15 protein-coding genes are annotated in these 17,108 nt (G+C 73.8%); 5 read left to right on the top strand and 10 right to left on the bottom strand.

Features of this window, described 5'->3' with window-relative positions; genetic code table 11:
• The first annotated feature begins 75 nt into the window (after positions 1 to 75).
• A complete protein-coding gene (locus JEK78_RS02455; protein WP_200262451.1) occupies positions 76 to 1,236 on the top strand; it encodes a glycosyltransferase in 1,161 nt (386 codons plus the stop codon).
• A 21-nt stretch (positions 1,237 to 1,257) separates the two neighbouring features.
• Here JEK78_RS02455 and JEK78_RS02460 read toward each other — a convergent pair whose 3' ends face one another.
• Entirely contained in the window at positions 1,258 to 1,989 is a 732-nt protein-coding gene (locus JEK78_RS02460) for a GvpL/GvpF family gas vesicle protein (RefSeq protein WP_200262452.1), read from the bottom strand.
• Positions 1,986 to 2,639 carry a GvpL/GvpF family gas vesicle protein gene (locus JEK78_RS02465; RefSeq protein ID WP_200262453.1) on the bottom strand — a complete coding sequence of 218 codons (654 nt, stop codon included), beginning with the start codon at positions 2,637 to 2,639 and terminating at the stop codon, positions 1,986 to 1,988. Before JEK78_RS02465 ends, JEK78_RS02460 begins: the two co-directional genes overlap by 4 nt.
• 466 nt (positions 2,640 to 3,105) lie before the next feature.
• Between JEK78_RS02465 and JEK78_RS02470 the strand changes: the two genes are divergently transcribed.
• A complete protein-coding gene (locus JEK78_RS02470; RefSeq protein WP_200262454.1) occupies positions 3,106 to 3,474 on the top strand; it encodes a VOC family protein in 369 nt (122 codons plus the stop codon).
• Here the strand turns inward: JEK78_RS02470 and JEK78_RS02475 are convergent.
• Positions 3,426 to 3,983 carry a GNAT family N-acetyltransferase gene (locus JEK78_RS02475; RefSeq protein WP_200262455.1) on the bottom strand — a complete coding sequence of 186 codons (558 nt, stop codon included), beginning with the start codon at positions 3,981 to 3,983 and terminating at the stop codon, positions 3,426 to 3,428. The two genes, JEK78_RS02470 and JEK78_RS02475, sit on opposite strands and share 49 nt — an antisense overlap.
• A gap of 149 nt (positions 3,984 to 4,132) precedes the next feature.
• Between JEK78_RS02475 and JEK78_RS02480 the strand changes: the two genes are divergently transcribed.
• Positions 4,133 to 4,858, top strand: a complete 726-nt coding sequence (locus JEK78_RS02480; protein WP_200262456.1) for a dienelactone hydrolase family protein — start codon at positions 4,133 to 4,135, stop codon at positions 4,856 to 4,858.
• 276 nt (positions 4,859 to 5,134) lie between these two features.
• Here the strand turns inward: JEK78_RS02480 and JEK78_RS02485 are convergent, their stop codons facing one another.
• The 6 genes from JEK78_RS02485 to JEK78_RS02510 form a co-directional block, all read right to left on the bottom strand.
• Positions 5,135 to 7,087: a prolyl oligopeptidase family serine peptidase gene (locus tag JEK78_RS02485; protein WP_200262457.1), complete on the bottom strand. Its 1,953-nt coding sequence runs from the start codon at positions 7,085 to 7,087 to the stop codon at positions 5,135 to 5,137.
• 15 nt (positions 7,088 to 7,102) lie between these two features.
• Positions 7,103 to 8,431: a M20/M25/M40 family metallo-hydrolase gene (locus JEK78_RS02490; RefSeq protein ID WP_200262458.1), complete on the bottom strand. Its 1,329-nt coding sequence runs from the start codon at positions 8,429 to 8,431 to the stop codon at positions 7,103 to 7,105.
• Positions 8,424 to 9,257: a M55 family metallopeptidase gene (locus JEK78_RS02495; protein WP_200262459.1), complete on the bottom strand. Its 834-nt coding sequence runs from the start codon at positions 9,255 to 9,257 to the stop codon at positions 8,424 to 8,426. The genes JEK78_RS02490 and JEK78_RS02495 overlap by 8 nt, the downstream gene beginning before the upstream one ends.
• A gap of 73 nt (positions 9,258 to 9,330) precedes the next feature.
• Complete coding sequence (locus JEK78_RS02500) at positions 9,331 to 10,071, bottom strand: methyltransferase domain-containing protein (RefSeq protein ID WP_200262460.1); 741 nt, start codon at positions 10,069 to 10,071, stop codon at positions 9,331 to 9,333.
• A gap of 125 nt (positions 10,072 to 10,196) precedes the next feature.
• Positions 10,197 to 12,623: a SpoIIE family protein phosphatase gene (locus JEK78_RS02505; RefSeq protein ID WP_200262461.1), complete on the bottom strand. Its 2,427-nt coding sequence runs from the start codon at positions 12,621 to 12,623 to the stop codon at positions 10,197 to 10,199.
• A 558-nt stretch (positions 12,624 to 13,181) separates the two neighbouring features.
• Positions 13,182 to 13,625, bottom strand: coding sequence for an SRPBCC family protein (locus JEK78_RS02510; protein ID WP_200262462.1), 444 nt, complete (start codon positions 13,623 to 13,625; stop codon positions 13,182 to 13,184).
• A gap of 393 nt (positions 13,626 to 14,018) precedes the next feature.
• Here JEK78_RS02510 and JEK78_RS02515 point away from each other — a divergent pair, with 393 nt between their 5' ends.
• Both JEK78_RS02515 and JEK78_RS02520 read left to right on the top strand, forming a co-directional pair.
• Positions 14,019 to 15,584, top strand: coding sequence for an alpha/beta hydrolase (locus tag JEK78_RS02515; protein WP_200262463.1), 1,566 nt, complete (start codon positions 14,019 to 14,021; stop codon positions 15,582 to 15,584).
• A 184-nt stretch (positions 15,585 to 15,768) separates the two neighbouring features.
• Positions 15,769 to 16,272: a GNAT family N-acetyltransferase gene (locus JEK78_RS02520; RefSeq protein ID WP_242483350.1), complete on the top strand. Its 504-nt coding sequence runs from the start codon at positions 15,769 to 15,771 to the stop codon at positions 16,270 to 16,272.
• A 4-nt stretch (positions 16,273 to 16,276) separates the two neighbouring features.
• Here the strand turns inward: JEK78_RS02520 and JEK78_RS02525 are convergent, their stop codons facing one another.
• Positions 16,277 to 16,852, bottom strand: coding sequence for an adenylosuccinate lyase (locus JEK78_RS02525; RefSeq protein ID WP_200262465.1), 576 nt, complete (start codon positions 16,850 to 16,852; stop codon positions 16,277 to 16,279).
• Positions 16,853 to 17,108: the final 256 nt, after the last annotated feature.

The raw sequence follows: 17,108 nt of genomic DNA on the forward strand, positions 1-17,108 counted from the left end.
CCTTCCACTCCATCCCACTTGTCCGGAAATGCCCGGATGGATAGCGTCCCCCGGACCGCCCGTACCAAGGAATGGATGGCACCGGTGCAACCCACAGTCTGCCTGAACATGATCGTCAAGGACGAGGCGCCGGTGATCCGCCGCTGTCTCGAATCGGTGCGTCCCCTGATCGACACCTGGGTCGTCGTCGACACCGGTTCCTCCGACGGCACCCAGGAGGTCGTCCGGGAAACCTTCGGCGACCTGCCCGGCAAGCTGTACGAGCGGCCGTGGAAGGGATACGACGGGAGCCGCACGGAGGCCATCCGGCTCGCTCGCGACAGCGCCGACTACCTGTTCTTCATCGACGCCGACGACATCATGGAGATCGACGACGGGTTCCGTCGGCCGGAGCTGACGCTGGACGCCTACCGGGTGGCCCTGCGCGACCGCAGCCTGGTGCACTGGCGCCCGGCGCTGGTCTCGACCCGGATGCCCTGGCGCTACGTCGGCGTGCTGCACGAGTACATCGACTGCGGGCGATCCCACACGCTGGGGACCCTCGAAGGCGCACGGATCATCTCCCTGGGCGGTGGGGCGCGACTCCGGGGCGAGGGCAGGCGGAACAAGTACCTCCGTGACGCCGCCGTCCTGGAGCGGGGCCTGGTCGATGAACCCGACAACACCCGCTACGTCTTCTACTTGGCGCAGAGCTGGCGCGACGCGGGCGAACCGGAGAAGTCCCTCGCCCAGTACGAGCGTCGGGCCTCGATGGGGGGTTGGGGCGAGGAGGTCTTCTGCTCGCACCTGTACGCCGCCCGTCTCGCCGCGAGTCTCGGCAGACCGGCCGCCGACGTGGTGGACCGCTACCTGCGCGCCCACGAGAGCCGTCCCATCAGAGCCGAGGCACTGGGCGACCTGGCGCGACACTGTCGCACGGAGGGCCGCCGCTGGCCACTGGCCCACCTGTTCGCGCGGCAGGCCGCCCGGATCCCGTTCCCACGGGACATCCTGTTCGTGGAGTGGGAGTGGTACGCGTGGCGGGCGTTGGACGAACTCGCCGTGTCCGCCTTCTGGGTGGGCGAGTACGCCGAGTCCCGGGACTGCTGCCTGCGCCTCCTCGACGGGTCGGAGCTGCCCGAGGAACACCGCGACCGCGTCGCGCGGAACCTGGCCTTCGCGCGTGAGAAGTTGGCCACCGGCGCGGACACCCGCTCCGAGGAGGCGGGTGCCCGCCCCGTCCCGCAAGGCGTGTAGACGGGGACGGTGCCGGCGCCCTCACCCGTCGTTCGCCTCCCCGCCCTCGCCCATTCCGGGTACGGGGTCGGCATCACGCCAGGGGCCGTCGTCCTGGGCGAAGTCGTAGGCCGCCCACGGTCCGGTCAGCCACACCCGGCCTCCCCGGACATCGCGCGCGGCGCGCCGTACATGCTCCACGAACCCCTCGGAGGCGGTCCGCGACACCAGGTACGCGGCGTCCAGGGCGGTCCGCTCGGCCCCGTCCTCCGACCGCTCGGGCCGCTCCTCCTCGGGCGGGACCCGAAGACGCTCCTCGTCGGCACGGTCGGCGAGGTCGCGATGCAGACGGGCGGCGAAGTCGTCCACCACGTCGCGCCCCGCGAGCTCCCAGGTCGCGTCGAAGACCCGGACCCGCCACTCCACGCATCCCTCCAGCCGCTCCAGCGTGTCCCAGAAAGACGCCTCGCAGCGCTCCATCATCACCCGCACGGCGCTGTCGTCGCGGAAGACGACCCCGGCCCGGAAGGGCAGGGGGGTGGTGACGGCCGTGAGCGCGTCGACGACCTGCTGGTGGGCCCGCTCCACGGCCTCCGCGCCGGACGCCGTGGACAACGCTTCGGCGAAGTCCTCCTCGGGCACGTGACCGACCACCGCGACCAGCCCCCGGTGGTGCAGCATCCGGGGAGGGTCTCCGCCGACACCGGCCGGCTGGACCTGGAGCGCCGCGCCGAACGGCCGGCAGAGGGCGTAGACGTAACGCAAGGCGGTCACGACGTCGCTCCCCGTCCGCCCGCGACCTCGAGCGGCCCACCGGCCGCTCCGCGCGGCGCTGGCGTCGGCGGGGGGCAGGACTCGACGAAGTCGTAGGGCGGCAGCGGGCCGTCCACCCCGACATCCGTGTCCGGCCGGTTCCGCCGGGCTCGCGCCACGACACCCAGGAAGGACTCGGTCTCGGCCCGGTCGACCAGGCACGTCACCCGGGCGAACCGCCCCGTCGCGTCGGTGCCCGCGGTGAGCGCCTCGACCTCCGGTTCGAGGGCTCTGCGCAGGGCCGCGTCCACCCCGCGCGATCGGGGACCCGCGGTGAGCCGGTACTCGACGCGCCCGGCGAGGGCGTCGAGGCGTTCGGCGTAGTGCTCGGCCCGCCGGGCGAGCCGGCCGGTGACGGCCTCGTCGTCCGGGGCGAGGGTGCCGAAGCCGAGCGGCAGCACGGTGCCCGTGGCGGCGGCGTGGGCGACAACGCGCGCGTGGGCCCGACGGTCGGCCCTCCCGGGGCGCGGCAACACCGGGACATCACTGACGAGCGCGGCCAAGGAGCCCCGGGTCAGCGAGCGAACGGCACACGGCGGATCCCCGACGCCGCTCACTCCCCTCGGCGGGGGATGAGAGCGGGACGTGATGCCGTAGACGTACGTGCTCACCTGGTTCCTCGGAGGTCGTGCGGCGCTTCGCTCCTTCGAGCCGAGAGAGGTCGACGCCCGCGCCGACGCTCCACGCGCGGGCGGGTGAGGTCGGCGCGGGGTCGTTCGCGCGACGATCCCGAGCCGGTCTCCCACGGTCCCGGGTGGCCGGGACACAAGGAGGCAAACCTCCCGAAAGCCCCTCGCCGCCGGAACCGGGGTTTCGTGGCCACCTCGACACACCGCTGCACCGGATCGGGGGTGACCGGGAAGCGGTGCCGTCACCGTGCGTGAGCGGACACCGCGCTCGACGACCGACGTCCCCGCCGGCTCCGCTCGACCGGGCGGGGGCGCGCCTCGGAGCCCGGAGCGCTCGCCCCGGTCACGACGGGCCTCTGGTGCCCGACGCCCGTGGTGCCCGGAGCCGGACCGGCGGGGTCGGCGGACCGGGAGGCCGCGCTCGCGCGCCCCAACTAGGCTTTCCCGCATGGACATTCTGGGAGCCACACTGCGCGTCTACGTCGACGATCTGGACCGGGCGATCCCGTTCTACGAGGGCCTGGCCGGGACGGAGGCCCTGCGCTTCGAACGGGGCGGCGTCGAGGCCGCGGCGGTCGGCTGCTTCCTGGTGATGAGCGGTGCCGAGGCCCAGTTGGAGCTCCTCCGCAAGATCTCCGCCACCGTGGCGGTGACCGATGTCGAGGAGGCGGGCCACCGGCTGGGCGCGCTGGGCGCCGAGATCGTCGCCGGCCCCATGGCGACCCCGGCAGGCCGCAGTCTCGTCGCGCGCCACCCGGACGGCGCGGTCTACGAGTACGTCGACCGGCGCGAGTCGGCGGTCAGGGCCCAACGCTGATGGTCGCGCCAGGCCCCGTCGACGAAGAGGAAGCCGGGAGAGAACCCTTCGAGGCGGAAGCCGCAGGCGCGCGCGAGGCCGATCGACGCCGTGTTGCCGGGCTGGACGTTGATCTCCAGGCGGTGCAGTCCCATCCGGTGGAAGCAGTGCCGCACGACCAAGCCGACCCCCTCCTTCATCAGCCCTCGTCGGGCGGCGTGGCGGAAGGCGCCGTATCCCAGGGCCCCGCTGCGGAAGGCACCGTGGACGATGTTGTTGACGTTCACGAAGCCGGCGATGGCACCGTCGTCCGCCTCGCAGACCAGGAATCCCGCCTTCGCCGGGTCCTCGATCAGCCTCCTGGCGTAGGTGTCGTAGGCGTCCGCGTCCGTCGGGGGGAACAGCCAGGGGTGGTGGAGTTCCGCGCTCTCCCGGGCCCGAGCGGTGAATTCCCCCGCGTCCGCGAGGGTGAGAGGGCGGATCGCCACCCGGGGGCAGGTGTCCCGGTGGCCGTTGGGATCTTCGGACATGCCGTCGAGCCTAGCCAGTGCCTCGGGCGGGGCGTCGAGATCGAACGCGGCGCGGGTCCGCGGTGGATCCGGGCGCGCACGGGCGGCGCTGTTGCGCCGACGGCGGAAAGCGGTAGGGCGGGGCGCGACGGGCACTACGTTCTTGTCCCATGACGGCGATGACGACACGTACGGTCGAGTACCCGGCGGACGGTCTGACGATGATCGGGCACCTCGCGGTCCCAGCCGGGAGCGACCGTCGGCCGGCGGTGCTGCTCGGACCGGAGGGCATGGGCCTGAGCGACGTCGAGCGACGCCGGGCCGATGCCCTCGCGGAACTGGGCTACGTGGCAATGGCGTTCGACCTTCACGGTGGGCGCTATCTGGGCGACCCCGAGGAGATGTTGGCCCGTTGCCTGCCGCTGCTCGCCGATCCCGACCGAATGCGGGACATCGGCCGCGCGGCGCTCGGCGCGTTGCGCGCCGAATCGCGAACCGACCCGGCCCGGATCGCCGCCCTCGGCTACGGCACCGGGGGCGCCATCGCGCTGGAACTCGGACGCGCCGGTGCCGACCTGCGCGCGATCGGGACGGTCAACGCGACCACCACGGGGCGACCGGGCGAGGCAGCGCGGATTCGCTGCCCGGTGTGGGCCGGGGTCGGATCGGAGGACCCGATCATGCCGCCCGCGCGCCGAGACGCGTTCACCGCCGAGATGCGGGCCGCCGGCGTCGACTGGCGCCTCACGGTCTACGGAGGTGCCTTGCACGCCTTCCATCATCCGCCGGTCGACCACCCGACGGTCCCCGGCGTCGCCTACCACCCGCGGCACGCGAGGCGCGCCTGGCGCGACGTCGTCGACCTGCTCGCCGAGTGCCTGCCCGTGACGGAGTAGCCGGAAGCACGCCCCAGGCCGACCACCCGGAACCGGGCGTCCCGTGCGGGGAGGTTCCGGACGGGTGATCCGGATCTCGACTGACCGACGTCGAACGAGTGGGCGTCCATTCGGTTCGGCGCGGATCACGACCTCCGCACCGGGCCGAAGTCCTTCGTTCCGCGCCGTGGTCGAGCGGGTCGGGGAAGCTCGGGTCGGCAACCGCCCTTGACGGGCTCGCCGTCGGCACCCGGACGTCCGTCGGTGCGCGGCACCGTGCGCCGAGGAGCACCGTCCTCATCCGACGGGTCCGGGGTGGGGACGGATCAGGGCGGAGATACCGAACACCTCCTCGTAGAGGCGCAGTTCGGCCTCCCACGCTCGGGCGATGGTCTCCGCCCGTCGAAACCCGTGCCCCTCACCGGGGAAGGCCAGGTACGTGTGCGGCACCCCTCGCTCGGTGGCGCGGGCGAGGAGCCGCTCGGCTTGGGCGGGCGGGCAGATCACGTCGTCCAGACCCTGGAGCAGCAGGAACGGGGCGGTGATCCGGTCGGCGTGCGCGGCCGGCGAGCGTTCGGCGTAGCGCTCGGGCACCCGTGCGTGGGGGCCGACGAGGGTCTCCAGGTAGTGGGACTCGAAGTCGTGGGTCCCGCCCGCGGCCCAATCGACCAGGTCCAGGACGGGGTAGACGATGGTGCCGCAGGCGTAGACGTCGGTGCCGACCAACGAGGCGGCGGCCGTCCAGCCGCCGGCGCTGCCGCCGCTCACGGCGATCCGGTCACGGTCGGCGGATCCCTCCGCCGCGAGCGCCAGCGCCACGGCCGCGCAGTCCGCCACGTCGACGACGCCCCACTCTCCGCGCAACCGGTCGCGGTACTCCCGGCCGTATCCGGAGGAACCACCGTAGTCGACCTCCACCACCCCGATACCCCGGGAGGTGAGGGCGGCGATCGCCAGGTCGAGCGCGAGCGTGGACCGGCCGGTGGGCCCACCGTGGGCGCGCACGACGTACGGCGGGCACTCGGTTTCGGGGGCGACGCAGTCCGGGTGACGCGGGGGGTAGACGGTGGCGTGCACCTCGCGTCCCTCCGCGCCGACGAAGGTGCGGACCCGGGGCCGGGGGTAGTAGGCGGGGTCGACGACGTCGTGGTGGGGGTGGCCGACGACTCTCGTGTGTCCGGTCCGGGCGTCCAGCTCCACCACCTCGTACCCGCTGTGCGGGCTTGCGCCGACGGCGGCCACCCGGTCACCGAGGACCGCGAGCGTGGGTGCGAATTCCGTCCAGGGGCCCGCCGCGTCGACGACCTCGCCGGACTCCACATCGAGGATGCCCAGCCTCAGGGCCCCGCGTCCGTGCAGGACGGCGGCGAGACCGTTGTCCAGGGGGGCGGACCAGCGCAGGCCGAGTCTCCACAGCGGGCCGGCGAACTCCTCCTCGCGCGGGCACACGGGGGCGCCGTCCCGATGGATGTTCCACCAGCCGGTGCGGTCGGAGGTGTACAACAACGCGCCGTCGGCGGCCCATTCCACCTGGGCCACCGACTCGCTCCGACCGCCGGCCACGCGTTCCGGCTCCCCGAGCACGCCGCTCGGGTCGACCTCGGCGACCAGCAACTCGGTCTCGTCCCACGGCATGCGGGGGTGATCCCAGGCGAGCCAGGCGGCCCGGCGGCCATCCAGGGAGAGTCGCGGTCCGCTGAGGAACCGGTGTCGTTCGGGAACGAGTTCGCGCACGGCATCCCGGTCCTCGGCGGCCGAGCCGTCCAACGGAACCGCGGCGAGGACGCGTCGCACGTCGCCTGGGCCGTCGCCGGTGAACTCCTCCATTACGCACCAGACTTCGGCTCGCCCGTCGGGCAGCGACGGTTCCGCCCATCGCAGGCCACCGCCGACGGCCGACACCGGGGTCAACGGGCGAGGTTCGCCGCCGGGCCGCAGCGCGTACAGGCGTTGGTCGGCACGGTGCGCGAACACGACGAGGAAACCGTCCGTGCCGGCTCGTCCGGTCCACGGCCGCCCGCCGTACTCGATCACGCGGCTGCGCGCGTCCCAGGGCGCGGGCAGCATCTGTTCCACGGCGCCGTCCGAGCGTCGGCGCATCAGAGTGCGTCGACCGTCCTCCTTCGGGCGTGGCTCGGTCCACCACACGTCGTCGCCGACGAAGCCGACGTCGTCCGGGCGTCCGTCGCACGCGGCGACGGTCCGGGCGTCGATCGGCGACGGCCACGTGCCGTAGGGCAGGATGGGCATGGCCTCTCCCCTCGGTCAGGCCGACCGCAGGAAGCGGTCGAGGACCCGGACGCCGAAGCGCAGCGCCTCGACCGGCACGCGCTCGTCGACGCCGTGGAACAGTTCCTGGTAGTCGAACCCCGGAGGGAGCCTCAACGGCGCGAAACCGTATCCGGTGACGCCCAGGCGGGAGAACTGCTTGGCGTCCGTGCCGCCCGACATGCAGTACGGGACGGTGTGCGCCCCCGGGGCGAACTCGGCCACCGCGGCCCGCATCCGGGCGAAGGTGGGGGTGTCCGGCGGGGCCTGGAGAGCGACCTGGCGATGGGCGTACTCCCAGTCCACGTCCGGTCCGGTCAGCTCGTCCAGCGTGGCGCGGAACTCCTCCTCCGTGCCCGGCAGGAACCGCCCGTCGACATGGGCGACGGCCGTGCCCGGGACGACGTTCAGCTTGTAACCGGCATCCAGCATGGTCGGGTTGGCGCTGTTGCGGACCGTGGCCTCGACGAGTTTGGCGGCCGGACCGAGCTTGTCCAGGAACGCGTCCACGTTCTCCAGATCGGCGTCGAGGCCGTAGAGGGCCGCGAGTTCGACGAGCGCGGCCCGTACGGTGGGCGTGATCCGGGGCGGCCAGGCGTACTCGCCGATCCGGGTGACGGCGGCGGCGAGGCGGGTCACGGCGTTCTCCCCGTTGACCTTCGAACCGTGGCCGGCCCGCCCGTGGGCCGTCAACCGCAGCCAGCCGGTGCCGCGTTCCCCGGCCGCGATCGGGTAGATCTCGCGGCCGGTGCCGTCGTGAAAGGTGAACGCCCCCGACTCGCCCACCGCCTCGGTGCAGCCCTCGAACAGGTCGGGGTGACGGTCGGCGAGAAAACCGGCCCCGTCCTCGGCGCTGGCCTCCTCGTCGGCGGTGAACGCGATCACCACGTCCCGTCGTGGGCGCGCGCCCGACCGGGCCCACGCCCGCACGACGGCGAGGATCATCGCGTCGGTGTTCTTCATGTCGACGGCGCCCCGACCCCAGACCACGCCATCACGGACCTCACCGGAGAACGGGTGCACGCTCCAGTCCGCCGGCTCGGCCGGGACCACGTCCAGGTGGCCGTGCAGGAGCAACGCGTCGGCCCCCTGGTCGGAACCCTCGATCCGGGCGACGACGTTGGTCCGGCCGGCGGTCCGCTCCAGCAGGGTGGGTTCGACACCGGCCTCGGCCAGGCGTTCCGCGACGTACTCGGCGGCGGGGCGCTCCCGGCAGTCGCCGCCTCCGCGGTTGGTGGTGTCGATCCGGATCAGGTCCGAGGTGAAGCGGACGACCTCCGCCATCGCCCGCCCGTCCGGTTCCCGCTCCGCGAACCGCTCAGCCATACTGCTCCTCCACCGCCGCCGAGGCGATCGTGGTGACCGCCTTGAATGTCCGGATCGCCTGGTACATGGTGCTCGTCGTGTACGCCACCCTGCGTTCGCCGACCTGACTCACCCCGGGCACGAGCGTCGAGGCCGCCGCGAGGTGCTCGGCGTCGAACTCGACGGCGACCGTGAAAGGGCCGCCCCGGACCGGCTCGTAGCGGGTCGCCCGCGTGACCGCCTCCTCGGCCGCCACACGGATGTCCTCGGCCGTCCTCTGCGGGGTGCGGCACACCGCCGCGTACCGCGAGACGTGATCCTTGACCGCCACCTTCACGGCGGCGGGAGCGTAGCCGAGCGCGTCCTCGCAAGCCGCGTCGTCACCGGTGACCAGAACGACCGGCACCCCGTACTCGGCCGCCACGTGGGCGTTGAGCAGGCCCTCGCTGGCACGGACGTCGTTCAGCCAGACCCCCGTGATCTGGTTGGCGAGGTAGGTGTGCGCCAGCACCCCCTCCATCCCGGCCCCGGCGTGGTAGCCGAGGAAGACCACCCCGTCCACGTCGCCGTATTGCACGCCCTCCACCATGGACAGCGCCTTGTGGCGCCCGGTCAGGAGCAGGGCCCGTTCGTCGAGGCGCTCCAGGAGCAGGTTGCGCATCGTCCAGTGCGCCTCGTTGACCAGGACCTCGGCGGCCCCACCGTCGACGAGGCCCCGCACCGCCGCGTTCACGTCGGACGTCAGCAGCGTCCGGCACCGCTCCCACTGCGTGGTGCCCGGCAGCACGTCGGCGGGCCAGGTCACCCCCGTGGCGCCCTCCATGTCCGCGCTGATGAGGATCTTCATGGTGGGTCACGTTACGCGCGGCGGGCCCACCCGGCCACCTTCGCGCGCGGGCCCGCAGTCCGCCGCTCGGAGGTCAGGCGTCGCCGGGGGGTGCGGACACCCCGGCCACCAACCAGAGCGCCGGCAGTTCCAGCGGGCGGCCGTCGACGCCGTGCTCGGTGGTCACCAGCGGCAGTTCGCCACCGTCCAGCACCGTCAGTCCGGCGGCTCTCAGATGCCCGGCGACCTCGTCCTCCCCGGCCTCGGCAGGGGTCAGGCCGTGCCGGAAGACCGGGGCCAGCTTGGCCGAGGGGCCCGCCGGCTCCCGGGCCAGACCCATCAGCACGGCCTTCGCGGCCGGGGCGGGCTCCACGACAAGGGCCCGGCCGCGGCTCCCGAGGAGGGTGGCGATGCCATCGGCCAGCGGCTGCCGGTCGTCGGCCACGCACTGGTGCAGCACGCCCCGCAGATAGAGGTTGGCGTCGCCGAACTCCGCGTGCAGGCCGGCCGCCTCGGACGGGTCGGCGGCGTCCAGACGCCGGTAGGAGGCGAGCCCCCCGGGGTCGGAACGCCGGGCGAGGTCGACGGCCGCGGCGGCCAGGTCGACACCCACGACGGTGGGGAATCGTCCGGCCAGAAAGCGGGTCTGGGTTCCGTTTCCGCACCCCAGGTCGACGAAGGGCAGGTCGGACGCGAGAAGGTGCGGTTCCAGAAGGGGCAGGTGGCGAGCGGCGGTGATCTCAGGCTCGGCGTCCCAGAACACCGCGCCCCGCTCCTCTGGGGCCTCGCCCCAGAACCCCTCCCAGGCCCGACGGTATCGACTCGACACGCTCATACCCGCTCCCCTTGTGCGACGTCCCCGCCCGTGCGACGGGGCTCGTACGGTCTACCGCGCGTCCGACTCGGCGTCACGGCGCGGGATTTCCGGCGCCATGGGCCGGTGGAGCGTCCGGAGGGAGCCTACCGGCCGGGTCCCGGGCGGCGGCGGGGGAGGGTGAGCTCGAACCACACGGTCTTCCCACTCCTCGTCCGGCTGCTCCCCCACTCCCGCGCGAGGGTGCTGACCAGACGCAGTCCCCTTCCGGCCTCGTCCTCGGGCCCGGCATCGCGCAGTCTGGGTGGTTCCGCCTCGGGGTCGTCCACCTCGCAGAGCAGCGTCTCGGCCCGGATCAGTCGCAGGTCGAGGGTGCGGGCACGAGCGTGGCGTACGGCGTTGGTGACGAGTTCGCCCGCCAGAAGCGCCGCGTTCTCGGCCAGTGGCGCGAGCCCCCAGACGTGCAGTCGCTCCCGCACGGCCTCCCTGACGCGCCGCACCTCGACCGGCTCGGCGGCCAGGCGCCACTCGGCCACGTCCTCCGGGGCGACGCCACCGAGGCGCGCCATGAGGAGGGCGACGTCGTCCTTGCGCCCGCCACGGGTGTTCAGCGCGCGGATGATGGTGTCGCAGGCGTCGTCCATGGAAGCGGCCGGGTGCGCCGCGGACTCGCAGAGCGTGGCCAGCCCCACCCCGATGTCCTCGCCACGGACCTCGACCAGTCCGTCCGTGCACATCACCAGGCGGTCCCCGGGCGCGACGGCCACGCGAACGGACTCGAAGGGCACGCCCCCGACGCCGATCGGCGCGCCCGTGGGCAGGTCGACCAGTTCGCTTCTGCCGTCCTCCGCGCGCACGAGGACCGGGGGGATGTGCCCGGCGTTGGCGAGGTGGAGTTCGCCGACGACGGGGTCGTACACCGCGTAGAGGCACGTGGCGAGGTAGGTGTCGCCGAGCCGTTGGGCCAGGTCGTCGAGGTTGCGCAACAGTTGGGCGGGCTGGAGGTCGAGCCCGGCCATGGTCTGGACCGCCGTCCGCAACTGCCCCATCATGGCCGCCGAGTTCAGCCCGTGGCCCATGACGTCGCCGACCACGAAGGCGGTACGCGCGCCGGGCAGTTTGACCGAGTCGAACCAGTCCCCGCCGACCCGGCCCAGGAGGGTGCCCGGGAGGTAGCGGGTGGCGACGTCGCACCCCGCGAGGTGCGGGGGAATGTGCGGCAGCATGCTGTCCTGGAGCGTCTCGGCGACGTTCTCCTGGTGGGTGTACATCCGTGCGTTGTCGAGCACGAGCCCCGCGCGGGAGGCCAGTTCGGCGCCGGTGACCCGATCCATGTCGTTGAAGACGGGACGCTCGGGGTGCCGGAGCAGGATCATGAAGCCGAGGACGACGTGACGGGCCTTCAGGGGCACCACCAGCATGGAACGGCCCGTGATCAGCGGGCGGATGTCCCGCTTCTCGAACTGGGAGGCGATCGCGTGACCCGTCTCCTCGGTGATGCGCGGCACCAGCACCGGCTCCCCGGACGTCATGCACCGGAAGAAGGGGGTGTGGGCCGGAAAGGGCATGGCCTCGCCCACGGGGACGACGTCGTCCCAGCGGCCGGGTTCGTCGGTGTGCTCCAACGCCACCCGGTGCCACAGGGTGGTGGTGTCCGGTACGCCGTCGGCGAACCCCTCGCCGGCGACGACCTGTTCGCGTAGGTAGGTACCGGCGACGTCGGTGAAGCGGGGCACGACGGCGCGGCTGACCTCCGTGATGGTGCGGGCCAGGTCCAGGGAGGTGCCGATCCGGCCGCTCACCTCGTTGAGGAACTCCAGCCGCTCGCGGACGGCGGCGTACTCGAGGTCCTCGCGGTCCTCGATCGAGGCGGCGGGCCCTCCGGGCGGCGGCCCGCCCTCCGCCGCGGCACGGGCCGCACGCTCCCGCCGGGCATGACGCTCGACCCGACGGGCCACGCCCCAGTCCGGTGTGACGGGCACGCGCTCGTTCTGACTGAACTCCAGGATCGGATAGCCCAGTTCGAGGACCTGCGCCACGATGCGGGCGCTTTCCCCGACGCTCATGCTGGGCAGGATCTCCGGGAGTCGCCGGGCGAGTTCCTCCGCACCGGGGAAGTCGGTGTGCAGGGCGAACCCCGGTGCGACCCGCTCGCCCGCCCGGTCGCTCCCCGCCGCGAGCGAGGAAGCGTCGGCGGCCAACACCAACAGGCGTTCTCGGCCGGGCCCCACCAGCGGGTAGGCCCACCACAGGACGTCGGCGCGCCGCCGTTCCCGGACGGCGAGGCGGGCACGGCCCGCGGCGGGGTAGGACGACCGGCCGTCCAGCGACGACGCCAGGCCGGGCCCGAGGTCGTCGCCCTCGCCGCCCCCGCTCGGGTCGTCCTCCTCGGAGAACGCGCCCGTCACCGGCAGCAGGTCGAGGGCGGGGTGTCCGATCGCCCGCTCCTTCGGGCGGGCGAAGAGACGTGCGGCGCCGCGACTCCAGTGGGAGACCGATCTGTCGCGGTCGACCACGACGACGGCCAAGGGGACACGCCCGGCGGGCGCGGTCCTTTCCGTGCCAGGGTCCATGGCGATCTGGCCCTCTCTCCCGTCGGCTCGGCAAGATCTGTACCGACGGGTTCCACCGTACGGGGGAGGTCGGCGACGACGCGCGGAAAACGGGGAATCGACGGAATCGGCACGGTCGGGCCCCACGGTGTCGGCGACCATCGGACCTCGGGCTCCTCCGGCCGACCGCCCGGACTCGACGCGGCCGGGGTGGCACCGGCCCTCGCCCGAACCCGACCGGCCTGAGCCGTCGTCGACGGCCGTGGCCAACGGCGTCCTGGGGCCCCACCGGGCACCTCGCGCCGCCCTTCGGGGCGGGCGACGCGGGCGGACCCGACGGATCCGGGGATCGACACCCACGACCGTGAGACGCCCGGCGGAGACGGCGGTTCCACCGGACAGGGGGGTGACCGGGCGAACCGTCGTGACACCCGTACGGCCGTGCCGCCCGCGTGGCGCCGCGACGGGCGCCGGTCCCGCCCCCGCGCGCCCGGACCGGAGCGGGCGGGGTCGGCTCCCGCCGGAACACCCGCCCCGGGCTCGTCGGCGGGGGTCCTTCCGCGCTCGCCTCCCGCTCGGCTACTTCTCCGTCTCGGCGGCCAGCCGGGCCAGGATCGCGTCGTAGATCCGGGCCAGTCCCTTCGGCGCGAACGTCCGCTCGAAGAAGCCGCCCACGCCGCCGGCGCCCTGCCACACCGTGCGCACCACCACCCGCGACCGTCCCTCGCCGGCCGGGGTGACCCTCCAGGTGGTGACCATGGAGGAGTTGCGGTCCTTCTCGACCAACTCGCCGTCGGAGGGCTCGGTGACGTCGAGCAGGCAGTCCCGGACGCGCTTGCTGGTGGCCTGGAGTCGCCAGTGGACGACCGTGCCCTCTCCGTCGCCGCCTTCGCGGACCTCGTACTCGCTGAACTGCTCGGGCAGCAGCTTCGCTCGGGTGCCGCCGTAGTCGGCGACGGTGTCGAACACCGTCGCCGCGTCCGCCGCGACGATCCGCTCCGTCGTGGCCTCGACCTGCGCCATCGGTTCCTCCAGGGCCTGGTTCCTCAGGGTCGGGGCAAGCCAACCACCCGGGCCCCCCGGCACAAAATCGCGCGACCGATCGCGGCCGGAATCCGGCTTCCCGCGCTCGGGTCCGCCACTTCCCGATCAAGGTGGGCGGCGCACGACCCCGGCGTGTCCAGGCGGCGGGTATTCGGTGACCCCGATCGGGTCAACTGTCGCGCGGCCGGGTTCCCCGGACGAGCCGGACCCGGGAGGATCCGGCATGGGGTCGGTGGTCCGTGCCGCGTCCGATCCGGCGCGGGGCCCGCACCGAGGAGCCCACACCCGGTGGGAGGCCGGGCGTTCCGGCCCCGCCGCAGTGACCGCGTTCGCCTCCCGACCGCAGGGACGGGGGCCCACGAAGGAGCCACGATGAAGAGCCGCGCCGTGTCGCTCGCCGCCGTCGCCGCGGTCCTGGCCGGTACGGACGCCGCCGTCCCCTCTCCCGCCAGGGCCGACGCGACGGCCCGCGGATCGATCGCCTGGGAGGCGTGCGCGACCGCGGACCACCCCACGCTCCAGTGCGCGACGGTGGAGGTGCCCCTCGACCACGATCGTCCGGACGGCGCCACGGTCGAGTTGGCGCTCTCCCGTGTGCCGCACACCGCCCGGCGGTACCAGGGGCCCCTTCTGGTCAACCCGGGCGGCCCGGGCGCGCCCGGGCGAGCGCTGGCGGGCTTCGTCGCCTCCGCCCTGCCCGCCGAGGTCGCCGCCGGGTACGACATCGTCGGTTTCGACCCGCGCGGCGTGGGCGCGAGCCGGCCCGCGTTGGACTGCCGTCCGGGCCACTTCGCGCCCGTGCGCCCCGACCCGGTCCCCGCGTCGGCGGCGAACGAGCGGGCCAACCTGTCGCGGGCGAGGTCCTTCGCCGAGGCCTGCGCCGCGGCGCACCCGGAGATGCTGCCTCATCTCGGCACCGTCCCGACGGCCCACGACCTGGAGGCCGTCCGCGCGGCGCTGGGCGCGCCCCGGATCAACTATCTCGGGTACTCCTACGGCACCTACCTCGGCGCCGTGTACGCCAAGCTCTACCCGGAGCGGGTGCGCCGTCTGGTGCTGGACTCGGCGGTCGATCCGACCGCCGTCTGGTACGAGGCCAACCTCCGCCAGGACGTGGCCTTCGACGAGCGTCACCGCGCCTTCCTGGACTGGGTGGCGCGGCACGACGCGGACTACGGGCTGGGCACCTCCCCGGCACGGATCGAGGCCTCCTGGTATCGGATGCGCGCCGCGCTGGCGCGGAGACCGGCCGAGGGGGTGGTGGGCGCCGCCGAGGTGGAGGACACCTTCCTGCCGGGGGCGTACTACGAGGGGTACTGGCCCCTGCTGGCCGAGGTCCTGACGGCCTACCTCCGGGACGGGGATCACGGGCCGCTGGTGGCGGCGTACCGGCGTTTCGGCGCCGTGGACGCCGCCGGCGACAACGGCTACAGCGTCTACACCGCGGTGGAGTGCCGCGACGCGCAATGGCCCCGGGACTGGCGGGACTGGCGCGCCGACAACTGGTCGACGCACGCCAGGGCCCCGTTCCTGACCTGGAACAACGCTTGGTACAACGCGCCGTGCGCGTTCTGGCCCGTCCGCGGTGACGCCCCGTCGGACGTCGGCAACGACGCCCTGCCGGCCTCGCTGATCTTCCAGGCCACCGACGACGCGGCCACCCCCTACGTGGGTGGCCTGACGCTCCGTCGTCTACTGGGCGGCTCCTCCCTCGTGGTGGAGGACGGCGGCGGGAACCACGGGATCACCCTGAGCGGCAACGCCTGTCTGGACCGGCATCTGGTGGCGTACCTCGACGACGGGACCGTGCCTCGCGGCGAGGGAGGCGTGGACGCCCGTTGCGCCGCGCTGCCGGAGCCCGAGCCAGGGGGTTCCGGGATCACCGCGCGGGCGTCCCGGGGGCTCGTCCTGCACGGGCTGCTCGGTTTCCGGGCCTGAGCGGCACCCGGCGGACCCACTCGGAGCGAGCCGACCACGACCCGACCACGACAACGACAATAATGGGCGGATGCACGAGACGACGCGCCCCGAATCCCTCGCCCCACCCGAGACCTCGGGGCCCTCCCGCCGGTCGGTCGGCACCCGCTCGGACGGGGGGGCGAAGGGGACGCGCGTGCGGGAGATGCGGCTCGACGACTGCGAGCGCGTGGCGAGCATCCGTGTCGGCGGCTGGCGTCACGCGTACCGGGGCCTGATGCCGGCACCGTACCTGGAGGGTCTGAGCGTGGCAGAGGACACGGCCCGCAGGCACGCGTCGCTCGCGGAGGCGCCCTCCACGACGGTGAACCTGGTCGCCGAGGACGCGGCCGGCCTCGTGGTCGGGTGGGCCTGCCACGGCGACCTGCGAGACGACGGGGCCCACGAGGGGGACGCCGAACTGTACGCGCTGTACGTCGACACCGACCGGTTGGGCACCGGCGTCGGGCGGTGCCTGCTCGGCGAGTCGACGCGCCGTTGCGTGGCGGCCGGCTACCGGAGCGCGTTCCTCTGGGTCGTCGAGGGCAACGCGCGCGCCCGCCGCTTCTACGAGCGCGCGGGTTTCCGGGCCGACGGGACCACGGCCTCCTGGGAGGTCGCCGGCGCCCACGTTCCCGAGGCGCGGTACGTACGGACGCTGGGCGACTGATCGGCTACCGCTGCCGCGGGATCCGGGCGAGGGCGCACGCCGCGGCCTCGGCGAGGGCCGGATGAGCGAGGGACCGGTCCAGCACCCCTCGCGCCCTGGGATCGCCGAGCCGGCCGAGTCCCTCCACACAGGCGAGTGCCACTCGACGGTGGGGGTCGTGAGGGCGCAGCCGGCGCTCCAGGGTGGTGATCAGCGCGGGGACCGCCTCGGGCGCGCGCAGTTCGACCAGCAGGCGCACGGGTTGCAGGGCGTAGGCCACTCTCGGTTCGTTGGTGGCCAGCGCCGCCGCCGCGCGGGCTGTACGGGGGTCGCCGAGGCGGGCCAGCGCATGCGCCGCCGAGGCGCAGCGGGGCGGGTCCCGATGGTTGAGCAACAGGACGAGGGCTTCGAAGGCACGCCGGTCCCGCGCCCGCCCCAGTCGGAACGCGGCCAGTTCCCGCGCCCACAGCGGTCGGCCGGGCGCGGTCAGGGTGGAGGCGAGTTCGTCGCGGTTCCCGGTCGTCAACAGCCGCTCGAAGGACGGGGCTCCATCGGCTTCCACGCGTAAGCGCTCGGTCAGCGAGCGTAGTTCTGCGTCCATACCCCGAGGTTAGTGGCGCGGCGGGTGGCCCACCCCCGGCCGGGAGGGTGTCCCGCCGGGGTTCGGCCGTGCCTGCCCCGGCTCCTCGTCGGACGCGCGGCGTGCCGGAGCGGAGCGAGAGGCACCGGCCGCGCGCCCGGCCGAGCGCCTCACGCGTCCGCGGGCGCCCGAGGGCCGGTGGCGGATGGGTGTCCGCCGGGGGCTGGCGCGCTCGTTACTCGCGAGTTAGGCTCAGACGAGCGAGTCACCCACTCGT

Source organism: Streptomyces sp. HSG2 (genome assembly GCF_016598575.1).
GTDB lineage: Bacteria > Actinomycetota > Actinomycetes > Streptomycetales > Streptomycetaceae > Streptomyces.

Coding starts and splice junctions, on each gene's coding strand:
- JEK78_RS02455 (WP_200262451.1), top strand. CDS start 76: ATGGCACCGGTGCAACCCACAGTCTGCCTGAACATGATCGTCAAGGAC.
- JEK78_RS02470 (WP_200262454.1), top strand. CDS start 3,106: ATGGACATTCTGGGAGCCACACTGCGCGTCTACGTCGACGATCTGGAC.
- JEK78_RS02475 (WP_200262455.1), bottom strand. CDS start 3,983: ATGTCCGAAGATCCCAACGGCCACCGGGACACCTGCCCCCGGGTGGCG.
- JEK78_RS02480 (WP_200262456.1), top strand. CDS start 4,133: ATGACGGCGATGACGACACGTACGGTCGAGTACCCGGCGGACGGTCTG.
- JEK78_RS02485 (WP_200262457.1), bottom strand. CDS start 7,087: ATGCCCATCCTGCCCTACGGCACGTGGCCGTCGCCGATCGACGCCCGG.
- JEK78_RS02490 (WP_200262458.1), bottom strand. CDS start 8,431: ATGGCTGAGCGGTTCGCGGAGCGGGAACCGGACGGGCGGGCGATGGCG.
- JEK78_RS02495 (WP_200262459.1), bottom strand. CDS start 9,257: ATGAAGATCCTCATCAGCGCGGACATGGAGGGCGCCACGGGGGTGACC.
- JEK78_RS02500 (WP_200262460.1), bottom strand. CDS start 10,071: ATGAGCGTGTCGAGTCGATACCGTCGGGCCTGGGAGGGGTTCTGGGGC.
- JEK78_RS02505 (WP_200262461.1), bottom strand. CDS start 12,623: ATGGACCCTGGCACGGAAAGGACCGCGCCCGCCGGGCGTGTCCCCTTG.
- JEK78_RS02510 (WP_200262462.1), bottom strand. CDS start 13,625: ATGGCGCAGGTCGAGGCCACGACGGAGCGGATCGTCGCGGCGGACGCG.
- JEK78_RS02515 (WP_200262463.1), top strand. CDS start 14,019: ATGAAGAGCCGCGCCGTGTCGCTCGCCGCCGTCGCCGCGGTCCTGGCC.
- JEK78_RS02520 (WP_242483350.1), top strand. CDS start 15,769: ATGCGGCTCGACGACTGCGAGCGCGTGGCGAGCATCCGTGTCGGCGGC.
- JEK78_RS02525 (WP_200262465.1), bottom strand. CDS start 16,852: ATGGACGCAGAACTACGCTCGCTGACCGAGCGCTTACGCGTGGAAGCC.